At 43.1% G+C, this 12,395-nt stretch carries 14 protein-coding genes; 3 read left to right on the forward strand and 11 right to left on the reverse strand.

Translation table 11 applies throughout. The features are described 5' to 3' along the window. The first annotated feature begins 48 nt into the window (after window positions 1-48). Window positions 49-1,422 carry a sensor histidine kinase gene (locus tag K08M4_RS17780; RefSeq protein WP_086050853.1) on the forward strand — a complete coding sequence of 458 codons (1,374 nt, stop codon included), beginning with the start codon at window positions 49-51 and terminating at the stop codon, window positions 1,420-1,422. Window positions 1,423-1,455: 33 nt separating this feature from the next. Here K08M4_RS17780 and K08M4_RS17785 read toward each other — a convergent pair whose 3' ends face one another. Both K08M4_RS17785 and K08M4_RS17790 read right to left on the reverse strand, forming a co-directional pair. Continuing rightward, window positions 1,456-1,911, reverse strand: coding sequence for an exoribonuclease R (locus tag K08M4_RS17785; protein ID WP_086050854.1), 456 nt, complete (start codon window positions 1,909-1,911; stop codon window positions 1,456-1,458). Between the two features lie 156 nt (window positions 1,912-2,067). Beyond that, window positions 2,068-2,997, reverse strand: a complete 930-nt coding sequence (locus tag K08M4_RS17790) for a DMT family transporter (RefSeq protein WP_086050855.1) — start codon at window positions 2,995-2,997, stop codon at window positions 2,068-2,070. A gap of 149 nt (window positions 2,998-3,146) precedes the next feature. Here K08M4_RS17790 and K08M4_RS17795 point away from each other — a divergent pair, with 149 nt between their 5' ends. Further along, window positions 3,147-3,605 carry an Lrp/AsnC family transcriptional regulator gene (locus tag K08M4_RS17795; RefSeq protein WP_009845472.1) on the forward strand — a complete coding sequence of 153 codons (459 nt, stop codon included), beginning with the start codon at window positions 3,147-3,149 and terminating at the stop codon, window positions 3,603-3,605. Between the two features lie 168 nt (window positions 3,606-3,773). Here the strand turns inward: K08M4_RS17795 and K08M4_RS17800 are convergent, their stop codons facing one another. After that, on the reverse strand, window positions 3,774-4,016 hold the full coding sequence (locus K08M4_RS17800; protein WP_009845471.1) for a hypothetical protein: 243 nt from the start codon (window positions 4,014-4,016) through the stop codon (window positions 3,774-3,776). A gap of 260 nt (window positions 4,017-4,276) precedes the next feature. After that, window positions 4,277-4,852 carry a hypothetical protein gene (locus K08M4_RS17805; RefSeq protein WP_086050856.1) on the reverse strand — a complete coding sequence of 192 codons (576 nt, stop codon included), beginning with the start codon at window positions 4,850-4,852 and terminating at the stop codon, window positions 4,277-4,279. Window positions 4,853-4,948: 96 nt separating this feature from the next. On the opposite strand from K08M4_RS17805, the gene K08M4_RS17810 reads away from it, so the two are divergent. Continuing rightward, window positions 4,949-5,629 (forward strand): SH3 domain-containing protein, encoded by a 681-nt coding sequence (locus K08M4_RS17810; protein ID WP_086050857.1) that lies wholly within the window; start codon window positions 4,949-4,951, stop codon window positions 5,627-5,629. 265 nt (window positions 5,630-5,894) lie between these two features. Here K08M4_RS17810 and K08M4_RS17815 read toward each other — a convergent pair whose 3' ends face one another. The 7 genes from K08M4_RS17815 to napF all read right to left on the reverse strand — a co-directional run bounded on the left by K08M4_RS17815 (window position 5,895) and on the right by napF (window position 12,206). Continuing rightward, entirely contained in the window at window positions 5,895-7,094 is a 1,200-nt protein-coding gene (locus tag K08M4_RS17815) for a cyclic di-GMP phosphodiesterase (protein WP_086050858.1), read from the reverse strand. A 470-nt stretch (window positions 7,095-7,564) separates the two neighbouring features. Then, window positions 7,565-7,702 (reverse strand): TIGR02808 family protein, encoded by a 138-nt coding sequence (locus tag K08M4_RS17820; protein WP_086050859.1) that lies wholly within the window; start codon window positions 7,700-7,702, stop codon window positions 7,565-7,567. A gap of 11 nt (window positions 7,703-7,713) precedes the next feature. After that, window positions 7,714-8,295, reverse strand: a complete 582-nt coding sequence (locus K08M4_RS17825) for a NapC/NirT family cytochrome c (RefSeq protein WP_009845456.1) — start codon at window positions 8,293-8,295, stop codon at window positions 7,714-7,716. A gap of 29 nt (window positions 8,296-8,324) precedes the next feature. Further along, window positions 8,325-8,786, reverse strand: a complete 462-nt coding sequence (locus tag K08M4_RS17830; RefSeq protein ID WP_086050860.1) for a nitrate reductase cytochrome c-type subunit — start codon at window positions 8,784-8,786, stop codon at window positions 8,325-8,327. A gap of 125 nt (window positions 8,787-8,911) precedes the next feature. After that, the gene (gene napA, locus K08M4_RS17835) at window positions 8,912-11,401 is read right to left on the reverse strand and encodes a periplasmic nitrate reductase subunit alpha (RefSeq protein ID WP_086050861.1); all 2,490 of its coding nucleotides are present in this window, start codon (window positions 11,399-11,401) and stop codon (window positions 8,912-8,914) included. Next, entirely contained in the window at window positions 11,398-11,703 is a 306-nt protein-coding gene (locus K08M4_RS17840; protein ID WP_009845453.1) for a chaperone NapD, read from the reverse strand. The genes napA and K08M4_RS17840 overlap by 4 nt, the downstream gene beginning before the upstream one ends. Window positions 11,704-11,726: 23 nt before the next feature. Next, entirely contained in the window at window positions 11,727-12,206 is a 480-nt protein-coding gene (gene napF / locus K08M4_RS17845) for a ferredoxin-type protein NapF (RefSeq protein ID WP_086050862.1), read from the reverse strand. Between the last annotated feature and the right edge of the window lie 189 nt (window positions 12,207-12,395).

The raw sequence follows: 12,395 nt of genomic DNA on the forward strand, positions 1-12,395 counted from the left end.
AAGTTAACTAAAAGGCCAGTAAGGCCTACGAGTCATCGAGGAGAAAACATGAGTTTCAAATCGCATTTAGTGCTGTTCACAAGCTTGTGGTTTCTACTCGTGAGTGTGGTGATTGCTTACACCTATCATTGGCAAAAAGAGACCATAGAACAAAGAACCAAGCAGAGCTTACATAAAGAGCTCGCGGTGCATATGCGTGATGATAATCCTCTCATGATTGGGACCGACTACAACCCCAAAGCACTCAAATCTATATTCCATACCTTGATGTTGATAGGGCCAGATTTCGATATCTATTTTCTTGATAGTCAGGGCAATATTACGACTCATGCTGCACCGGAAGGCACTGTGTTAGCGAATCAGATAGACCTAGCACCCATTCAACAGTTCTTAAACGACGAGCCATATCCCATTTTGGGCGAAGACCCGATCAACCCAGGCTATCCTAAAGTATTTTCTGTGGCGGCGATTGCAGAGTTAGGTTCAACCGTGGGGTATTTGTATGTGGTGATTGGCAGTAATCGCCATACTGTAATCACCAACTCTCAGGTTGATACGCCATATATTGCGCTAGCAGGGCTTGTTCTGGTTTCTATCTTGGGCTTTGCAATTGGTGCGTATCTGTTAGTGAAACGCAGTTTGTTGAACCCAATAGAGGCGGTAACCAATAAATTGCAGCAACAAGCTGAACAAGACTTTCGATTGGAACCTAACTTTGTCCATCAAGTCCCAGAATTAGTGCCTATTGCGCGTTCTTATCAATTGATGGCGAAACACATTCAACAACAATTCTTGCAGCTTGAGTATCAGTCATCACACCGTAGACAAAGCTTATTACAGCTCAGTCATGATTTGAAAACGCCACTGTCGAGTGTGTTGGGTTATCTAGAAACGTGGAAGATTAAAAATCCGAAGTCAGACCCGCTGATTGACGTCGCTTACCGTAATGGCAACAAGTTGTCTGAACAGCTCCATTCACTACTCGATAGCGCCAAGAATGATAATCCTGTGCCTACATATCAATACGCTTCAATCGATTTCAATATGTTGATGAACGAATGCTTGGAAACGATACAAAGCCAGTATCGCCACAAGAATGTTGAGTTGAACGTCAATATGCCTCAAGGAATCAAGGCTGTAGGTGATGGTGATTTGCTTGAGAGGCTGATCTTGAATCTGCTAGATAATGCGTTGAGGCATAGCCCGAGCGGAACAATGGTGTCGTTAGATGTAGGTTTAGAATCGGATTCAAAACGGGTGAAGGTCGTTATCCATAATGAAGTTGAACTAGAAGCACCTAATGGTTCGTTAGGTATTGGCACCAAAATCGCTCAGTCGATACTGATGTTGCATCATAGCGTGTTAGAAACAACAAAGGCAGAGAACTCATTTCAGCAAAGTTTCTACTTGCCTTCGGTATAGTTCTGTCTGCCTTCGATTCGGAGATATTCGAGTCTAACCGTTTTCTTTACCTTCATTTACCTCAGCATAGAAGTGCAGCAACTCTGTGAGCTCTTTTACCCAACCAAATGCTTCTGTGGGTGCTTTCAACAAAATCTTCTCGACTTTGTCACAGTGAATTTCAAGGCTGATCGCTTGCTCAAGGTTGAACGACATTGCATAAAAGTGCCAAAGCAATAGCCGAGTCATGCGTTCGATGTTTTGTTGTGAGTTATCCGACTCACTAAACGCAAGATTCACTTCACTCAGCGCGATTGCAGTCATTCGAAGCATCGCATCAAACTTCGCTGATTGCATACGCTCTTCATTGGTCACTTCTTCCTGTTCGAACGTAAACAGTTCCGTCATTGCATCTTCAGGGACAAGGCGATGAATCATTCTTAAACTAAATTCTTCTAGTTCTTCACGAGGCATGTTGTTTAAGCAAGTTAAAGTGTAATCGCGTTGCATGGTGTTCTCTTGGATCTGCAAAAAGGTCGGACAGTTTAATGGAGAAGCGAGTTCAGAAAAAGCAGATTTTAGATAAGCCTACGTTTGTGGGCTTATCTGTGTACTACAAGCCCTAAGATCGATGCTTAGGGCAACGGTACGTTGTTCAAACGCAGCTCAGGCTTTGCTATGGCTTGGCGGTTGATACTGCATAGACTTGTCATGCTTCATGAAAATGTTGCTCGCGACCAAGCTGCCGATGCAAATCGAACCAAGCGCTAACCAAGTTATCGTATCCGGAATTTCGTTGAACAGTGGGATCGCCAACAAGGTTGCAACAGCGGGTGTTGCACTGCCAAAAGCAGCAGAGCGCTCAGCCCCTAAAGTATTAACAGCATATAAATATGTGAATGCCGCGATTAAGCCGGCGCCCACACCTTGCACAGCTGAATGCACTGCAAGCTCAGTAACTGGCCATTGAGAAATTGGTGTGACCATCAAATGGCTAGGGAGGGTTCCTGTCATGATGAGGACCAGCAATAGTAAAGTGGATCCGAATGAAATGAAACCTGCACTCACAAGTGCATTAAGATTGGCAACACGTGCTGAGATGGTAAAAGTCGCCCACATTAGGCTGCCACACAAAAACAACAAGTGACCTTTGGTGTATTCAAAGTTGAAGCTGGTTAGGCTACTTCCCAGAAACAAAAATATCCCAAGCAAAACCAGACCTAAACCAACGACACGGTGTCGGCTGAGTGGCTGCTTAAAAAAGAGTACAGCGATCCCTGTTACGAACAGAGGAAGCGTTCCCGGAACCAAGGCGCTCCCGTGTGATACCGGAACAAACTGCATGGCTGTCCCTGCAACGAGTAAATAAGGCAACCCGCACCCAATGAACATACCGACCAAGTATCGACTTGGGACAGCTGCGATTGTACTGCGTGCTTTCCACACCAAAGGCAATAGCACCAATGCAGGTATGAGGAATCGAGTCAGTGCGATGTCTGCAGGTGTTAAATCTGAGTTTGCGCCGCCTTTAAGAGAAAGGAAAAAGCTCGCCCAGATGAGCAGAGTGACAGTAATAGATAAATAGCCAAGCTTCATAATAAACAAGGAAAGTGGATGATGACTCATTATGGGGCACTTGGTGTGCCACAAGTTGGCAAGTTTTGTTCTAACTTAAGTTATGGTTGATGATTTCTGCTAATATTTCTCTAATTATTAACGAATTTAACCAATAATCGGTATTTGCTATGGATAGGATTGATAGACATCTTCTTGAGTTGCTTCAGAAAGACGGCAGGCTAACCACGGCTGAGTTAGCAGATGAAGTTGGCTTATCGGCTTCACCATGCGCAAGGCGAATCAAAAGACTGGAAGAAAAAGGGATTATTGATGGCTATCGTGTAAGCCTGTCACGAGAACAGGTCGGTATCGCAATGAGTGTGTTTGTTGAGGTGAGCTTAAACAACCACCAAGAAGTGTCGATTGATAAATTTGAAAGTGCCGTTGTCGAGATGGAAGAGGTCATCAGCTGCCACGTTGTATCCGGGGCTTATGATTACTTGTTAGAAGTTGTCAGTCCTAACTTGATGGCTTACGAAGCATTTACCAGAAAGCTCCAGCGACTCTCCAACGTAAAAGACATACATACCCATCTTGCGATTAGGCAAGTGAAAGGCAATGCGCCACTTCCGGTTTATACTGACTAAGTATAGGTAGGGGAGACGTCTTTGGGGCTAATGAGCTGAAAACGAAATGACTTTCGTTGTTAAACTAGAGTGCCGCTGCTCCTAAAGACTATCGTCAAATACCAGATGCGCAACAATAAAAAACGGAGCACCTCGTGAAAGGTACTCCGTATATGATAGGTGCAAAACTTAGTGATACTTAAAGTTAGAGATTGAACAATCCCCGGTTTGAGCGTTAATTCTGAATGAAAAAGCATGTGAATGATAATCCACACCGTCATTCCAAATCGTCTCTCCAAATATCTTACATAGCTCTAGCTCACTTACTGAACCGAACTCTTCCATGTGTTTAGCGACAGATAAAAGTTTACCTCTTATCTCTGCAGTCCCTTCCGTGTTACTCAAGCAGTTGAAAGCCATAGTTTTTTGCATATTACCTAGCCAAAATGTTTCTTGTTATTAAGTTATATGAATAATCATGATAACAATTTTCTGGCGTTTGTAAATCTATTTTGTGATGAATATCTCACATAGTCGCTTGCATTGGTCGGAAAGTGAACGTCATTGTTGATAGTTACCACATTAGTTTTACAACTTATAGATAAAGCTTTGATTGATGCTTTTACTTAATGTGTTGGTTTGTTCGACCTATGATTATTGGGATAATCAAGTTGAGCAAGTGAGTAATCATTTTAGTTTTGTACATCGTTTATTGGTTGGTTTGTGTGGCGAGCTTCGTCAATCATCGTCGCTTCTTTACGGTATTTTGAAGAGAGCTGACGAAATTTTTTACTGAGTGTATGAAGATCTTGCGAGAGTGATAGTGAGCTTTGTACGTGTACCTGTGCACTTTCTGTTTGACGCGGTAGTTTTGCTTTAGCGCAGTGTTTAGCTATGGTTTGCCACGAATGCGTTAGAGACTCCGCCCCATCTAGTTCTGTAGACACAATGTATGCCTGTTTTAATAGAACCTCAGAGACATCATAAGCGGTATTCATATGACTATTGAGCTGCACATTAAATCTTTGCTCGTACTTTGCCCAAAGTCCAATGATCTGCTTTTCGTTGAAGTGTTTAGATAGCAGCGTTTGTGATTCATAGGTCGAGAGAACTTGGTTAAATTCTTCAGTGTATTGATTATAGCGTCCTTCAAAAGAGAGTTGGCGATCTAACAGTGTTTGCCAGTTTTCACGGTCACAATGGCCTGCTAACGCGATATCGGCACTCAGAGGTACACTAATAATGACAACCTTCACCAAAAAATTCATGATTTACCTCTACTTAACTCGCTCTCTATTAAGAGTATAGATGAGCAGCAACATGAGTTGATGTACACTTGAAACATACCTAAAACGGAAGAGCTGGTGGATTTGATGAAAAAAGCGCTGATCGCTTTAATTGTGTTATTAATATTGGGAGGAGGAGGGGCAGCATACTACTTCTTCGTCATGAAAAAAGACCCCACTCCGCCAGAGAAAACGGAAGAGCCGGCTGTTGAAGTCGCGGCGCAGTCTGAATCTGACCTTGCATCCCTCACTACTCGTCAGCCTGAGCCAGAACAGACTGAGTTCTACGTTTTAGATAGAAAACTTAAAGTAGTCGAGCAGCCCGAAATTGATGGTTTGATAACCGACTATCTTTATAAGGGGGAAAAGGTCGAACTACTAGAGAAGCAAGGCGAATGGGCTCGTATCTCTGACTATATTGTTTTAAAGGAAGGCGGACCACAGACGGCGGAATGGATTTCAATGTCTGGGCTATCTAGTGATGAAGTGATTATCTCTGAGCAAGAAAACAGAGAGATATTAGATTCATACTTGGCTAAATCTGATGATCTTAAAGTCTATCAAGAGAAGTTCCGCAACACGGTTTCAGAGCTGATCTCTGATGGTGAATGTGACCCAAGTGACTTCGAGGAGTTAGGTGGTTGGGTTAAATCAGTCAAATACAGTAACCGAGACGTTTATTTCATTTATTGTGGTGGGTTGTCTCTTAAAAACAAAATTTATCTAGATGTAAATACTAATGAAGTATTCATTAAGTAGAGAACTGCTGTTTTATTGATTCGTTAATACCACCGTCTAGAGCTGTGGTGCTTGTTTCTTAAGGCTATAGCACCAAATACATTGGAGGTGAAATGAGTTTTTGGTTACTGATCAAAATTGGATATGAGCTGATAACGGGCGCAGAAAAGAATGGTTTAAAAAAGAAAAGCCACTGAAATCAGTGGCTTTATAGACTTGTCCGTTTTATCAAATCAGGCCATACATGGAAAGCGCTGACCTCATGACCCTTGAATAGCCGGCTCTATTAAAAGAAAGGGGTGACATCAACTTCAGCCCTTGCTGGAGAGATAGCTTTCACAATCGTAAGCCAGCTGTGTTTCAGATCAACATATTTGACATCAATGAAACGTTTGTTTTTTCTTGAATAAAAGCACTTAACGACAGGCTCAACAGGAGCATCATCATTCGACGTCCACACAATTCCAAGATGGCCATTGCTCAGCTCAACGATCGCCCCAATAGGGAAAATACCAATGCAATTAATAAATTTGTATACCAATTGCCGGTCTAAGTGATTAGGCGTCATACCTAACATGATTTTAAACGCTTCCGCTGGGCTCATTCCACGTTTGTAGCAACGGTCTGCCGTTAATGCGTCATAGATATCGACGATACAAGCCATTCGGCCGTGCTGCGGGATTTGCTCGCCACTCAGCCCATTCGGGTAACCAGTACCATCTAACTTTTCATGGTGCATTAAACATACATCACGGCTAATTTGACTTAAGCCTTCGATTTTTTTGATGATAGGTTTAGCAAATACTTGATGTTGTTTGATGTGAGCGAACTCCTCCTCGGTTAAGCGAGAAGGTTTGTGTAACACCTTATCATCGATATGTACTTTACCAACATCATGAATAATCCCACCAATCGCCAAGGGCTTTAATCGCTCTTTGCCAAAACCCAAATGCTTGCCAAATGTGACCAAAAGTGTGGCTACATTAACGGAATGTTCAAGCAAATAGGCATCTTTCTTACGTAATGCCGAAACACATTGCAAGGCATCTGAGTTAATCAGTGCTGATTCAATGAGCTCATCCGCCCAACCATCCAGTTCATCCGTAACAAACGTATGCGAATCAAATGTTGCCGTAATAATTTTCTGAGCAAGACCGCGCGCTTCTTGGATGATTCGCTCTGCATTTTTTTGCCTGACTTCTCGAGACGCTAATTTGCTTGGAGAATTCTTACTGTTCTTTTGTGGCCCCTTTGTCGTTTCATCATCAGGAACTGGATGAAATTTACAACCTTTTGCTGAGAGTTTCTTGTCAACCCAGACATATTGAATGCCTTTATTAACTAATGTATCGATTCCTTTCTTTGAAGACACGCGTCCAGCGTTAGATAAATAAACACGTTCACTTTTCTGAATTGATGTAACAAACATTCCCACAACCAATGTGTCTATGGAAATTTTTACTGAGTCTTTAATATCGAACTGCATTACATCCAATCAAGTGTTGCCGAAAACAATGTGATTCTAATCCAATTTCGCGACGAATCTAGTCAAATTGTTGATTTATTTACTCAAAAAGCCTGGAATTAGTAGTGAAACATCTGAAATTAATAGTAAAAGACCGGAATTAATAGGAAAAGACCGAAATTTCACCGACTTATGCTTCGATCTTAGCGACATTGTTTACAACGGTTAAGTGGCAGTGTCGTAGTTAAGCAAATTAGCTGTTCGTTACTAACAGTTCTCTTCTAATCGAAGTGTCTATCTAAAGGGTTCTGTAGAAAGGGACTTTGTATTGTGGATGTGACAAAAGAAGTGAGGTAGGAAGGTTGCCATTAATTAATAAAAAGACAAAACGTCAGGTATTAAAAAAGCCACTGATTTCAGTGGCTTTTTAGAGTCAACCCATATCCGAGTGGATTAAAACTTGCTGATAAAAGTTGACGAACTCTCGATTTCTAATCGATCTTTTTGTCTTTACCCATAGATAAAATCCAAAGAGATACGGCTGCAACACCTGCGAAGCCACCAAGAATGATCACTGGCATGGCACTGTAACCTAGGATGTGCCAAATTACGTTTTCTAAAGTACTCATTCAATCGCTCCTTATTGCCAGCCTTCAACGCCGTGCATATCTGGTAGTTTGTGTGCAATACCTTTGTGGCAGTCTACACACGTTTTTTCACCAGAAGCTAACGCTGTCGAGTGTTGCTTCGCACTACGAGGGCTCTGTTCTGAGAAGTCCATGTAATCGAATTGGTGACAGTTACGACACTCAAGTGAATCGTTCTTTTTCAATCGGGCCCATTCGCGTTCTGCTAGGTGAGCACGACGTGCTTTGAACTTTTCTTCAGTATTGATGGTTTTCGCAATAAAGTGTGCGTATAGCTCTTTAGAAGCCTGAACCTTACGAACAATTTTATCTGTCCACTCATGAGGTACGTGGCAGTCTGAACAGATAGCACGAACACCAGAACGGTTAGAGTAGTGAATTGTTTCTTGGATTTCAGCAACGATAGGTGCGTGACAACCAGAACAGAACTCTTCCGTATTGGTTGCTTCCATACCCGTGTTGAATGCACCCCAGAACAAAAGACCACCCGAGAAACCCAAGAACAAAACAACGCCTACCGCTGCTTTACTTGGTGTCGCGAGTCTTTTCCAAAACGCTTTAAGTAATTTTATCATATATAGCCTCTCTTACAGTCCGGCTACGATTAACGCAGTGAATCTACAGGTTTGAACTCGTTCTCAACTAGCGGTTTAGCATTCGCTTGAGGAACGTGACACTGTAGACAGAAGTAACGACGAGGTGAAACATCAGCAAGTACCGCGTCTTCACGGTTCATGTAGTGAGTTACACTCACTTTAGTTGCACCCATTTCTTTTGCGTTTTTCCAGCTGTGACAAGCAAGACACTTGTTCGCGTTAAGAGACACTTCATAGCTACGAATAGTATGAGGTACTAAAGGTGGTTGGTATACGTAGTCACTCTCAAGTACTTGGTCACGAGGAAACTTTTTGAAGTCATCTGCTGCGCGAGTTGCTTCAAGTTCACTTGCACCACGTAGAGATTCTACGCCACCAATGCCGCCTGGGTTATCCAGCTCAGCTTGAGCTTGAACTGTACCAGCTAGCAAAAGACCAGCTGATAGTAGGGCAGTAATCAGTTTTTTCATGGTTAATTTCTCCGCCTAAAGGCTAATTCTTTGAGTGGACTACTTCCTTCAAAAAGTGATGAAAAAAGTAGTCGCAATATTAAATACGTTAGATCTTGTATCTAGGTTTGAAAAGCGCTTGGCTCTTAAGAAACCTTAGTGATCTTAACTGGACACTTCTTGTAATCCGTCTGCTTAGACAGAGGATCCGTTGCATCCAAGATCAACTTGTTGATCAGAATTCTTGCATCAAAGAATGGTACGAATACCAAGCCTTGTGGTGGACGGTTACGACCACGAGTTTCAACACGAACGCGTACTTCACCACGTTTGTTTTCGATAAGAACTTCATCACCACGGCGAAGGCCACGAGCTTTAGCGTCAGCAGGGTGAATGTAACAAAGTGCATCCGGTACTGCTTTGTAAAGTTCTGGTACACGACGAGTCATAGTACCTGTATGCCAGTGCTCAAGAACACGACCTGTACATAGCCACATATCGTACTCATCGTTTGGTACTTCTGGTGGCGCTTCGTATGGAGCATTGATGATCAGTGCTTTACCGTCTGGTTTACCGTAGAAGTCCCAGCCAGAACCTTTCTTAGCGTATGGATCTGAACCTTCTTTAAAGCGCCATAGTGTCTCTTTACCATCAACAACAGGCCAACGTAGGCCACGTACTTTGTGGTAAGTGTCGTATGGTGCTAAATCGTGACCGTGACCTCGACCAAAGGCAGCGTACTCTTCGAATAGACCTTTTTGTACGTAGAAACCTTGTGCTTGTGCATCGTCGTTAAGCTCTTGAGCTTCTGACAATGGGAATGCATCAACGTTACCGTTTTTGTAAAGCACGTCGTACATGGTTTTACCACGGTACTCTGGCGCTTTAGCAAGAAGCTCTTCGCCCCAAACTTCTTCAACAGTGAAGCGTTTAGAGAACTCCATGATTTGCCATAGGTCAGACTTAGCATCACCAACGGTTTTAACCTGCTGGTACCAAGCTTGTGTACGACGCTCAGCATTACCGTATGCGCCTTCTTTTTCAATCCACATTGCTGTTGGAAGGATAAGGTCTGCCGCTTGTGCAGTTGCTGTAGGGTATGGGTCCGAAACAACAATGAAGTTATCTGGGTTACGGTAACCTGGCAGACGTTCAGTGTTGATGTTTGGACCAGCTTGCATGTTGTTGTTACACATCACCCAGTAAGCGTTGATCTTACCGTCTTTAAGCATACGGTCTTGAACAACGGCGTGAGCACCAGGCTTGCCATTTAGAGTGCCTTCTGGAAGCTTCCAGATTTTTTCTGAAATTTGACGGTGTTTAGGGTTAGCAACCACCATATCTGCAGGAAGACGGTGAGAGAACGTACCAACTTCACGAGCTGTACCACACGCAGATGGTTGGCCAGTAAGTGAGAATGGGCTGTTACCTGGAGTAGAAATCTTACCTGTAAGAAGGTGGATGTTGTACACAAGGCTGTTCATCCATACACCACGAGTATGTTGGTTCATACCCATAGTCCAAAGTGACATGACTTTGATGTTTGGATCCGCGTATTGCTTAGCCAGCTTGATCAGGTCATCTTGAGGTACACCTGACATTTCAGATGCTTTCTCAACGGTGTATTCAGCAACAGAAGCTTTGTAGTTCTCGAAGCTGATATCAGTCATTTTGCCTGAGTTAGGGTTCGCAGCTGCTTGTTGTAGCGGATCATCATCACGAAGGCCGTAACCGATGTCTGTTGTTGCTTGCTTGAAGTTCGTGTGTTTGTTCACGAAATCCCAGTTAACCGCATCGTTTTGAATGATGTAGTTAGCGATGAAGTTCGCAATCGCAAGATCTGATTGAGGCTCAAAGATGTAACCCGTGTCTGCAAGCTCGAAAGAACGGTGGTAGTAAGTAGACAGTACGTTTACTTTAACGTGTGGGTGGCTTAGACGACGGTCTGTAATACGAGTCCATAGTACTGGGTGCATTTCTGCCATGTTTGAACCCCACAGCACGAATGCATCTGCGTGTTCAAAGTCATCGTAACAACCCATCGGCTCATCGATACCGAAGGTACGCATGAATGCACCTACCGCAGAAGCCATACAGTGACGAGCGTTTGGATCGATGTTGTTTGAACGGAAGCCCGCTTTCATCAGCTTAACTGCTGCGTAGCCTTCCATTACTGTCCACTGGCCTGAACCGAACATACCAACGCCTGTTGGACCATTCTTCTTCAGAGCGGCTTTCCATTTTTCAGCCATTACGTCGAATGCTTTGTCCCAAGATACTGGTGTGAAATCACCATCTTTATGGAACTCACCATCTTTCATACGAAGAAGAGGCGTCTCAAGACGGTCTTTACCGTACATGATTTTTGAAAGGAAGTAGCCTTTGATACAGTTAAGGCCTTTGTTTACAGGCGCTTCAGGGTCGCCTTGAGTCGCGACCACTTTACCGTTTTGAGTACCAACGAGTACCGAACAGCCCGTACCACAAAAACGACAAGGCGCTTTATCCCACTTAATTTTTGTTTGATCTGAGCTAGCAATCAGGTTGGTTGCTGTTGCTGGTAGAGTTACACCTGCAACGGCTGCCGCTGATGCAGCTGCGTTTGCTTTCACAAACGCGCGTCTTGTCATTTTCATACTTCACCCTCAAGTTGAGAATTGTTGCTTCCAGTTTCTAAATCCGTTTCGTCTAGTCCAGTCTCGATTTGGTGGTAAACCAAAGCTGTCCCTAAAACGTTCGTAATATTATTAATTTCTTCGATGGTGTCCGTAACAAAACCTTGGTTCTCGGTTTCTAGGACCACGATGATTTTACCTTCAGGGCTACTGCCGTAGATTTCCGCATTATCGTATTGCTCGATTTGTGCTTTGATCTCGTCTAGATGCTCTGGGCTCACATGCACGACTAAACTTGATATATGCACTTCATTTAGTGCCATAAATTGCTCTCGTTATTTTTGTTTTATGCATTACTCACAAGAATAGCCGAATTAGGGCAAACTGCTACGCAGGCTCCACATCCGCTACACTCATCTAACTCGATTTTTGGTAGAGCAACACTGCCTGCTCTAAGTTGAAATTGAATCGCCATAGGTTCACACATGTCACCACAGCTTCGGCATTCAACATTTTGTTGTGCTAAGCATTTATCAGAGATAGCTGCTTTTGCCAACCAAGGCGTTTCTTCCTTGGGTTTAAAAATTGGTTCAGGACAAACGTCTGCACATTGATAGCAGAATGTACATTCGTCTTTTGAGAAGTCGACAGTAGGAAAACCACCGTCGCCAACAATGATGATGTGTGTCTCGCAACTTTCGATGCACTTGCCACAACGTGTACAATCATCTGCAAAGCTTTCTAGGCTGTTAATCCAAGGCAATCGAATCTGGCTTGAATCTACTTTTCGCCTAGAAAATAGGCGTCGTCTCGATAGGTCTACCACTAAATGCCCACTAATGTTGCTAAGATGTTGTAATTGTAGATCATTGTTTCGTTAATATCTTGTCATTTATCCTCACAAGTAGTGTAGTTTTAGAAATATTTGTATAAATACCCCTTAAGGGCTAAATAGGATCCTATATTGTCTTAGATCAATAAATTATGAAGCGTTTGATCACATATTGAATGGAGC

Source organism: Vibrio syngnathi (assembly GCF_002119525.1).
GTDB lineage: Bacteria > Pseudomonadota > Gammaproteobacteria > Enterobacterales > Vibrionaceae > Vibrio > Vibrio syngnathi.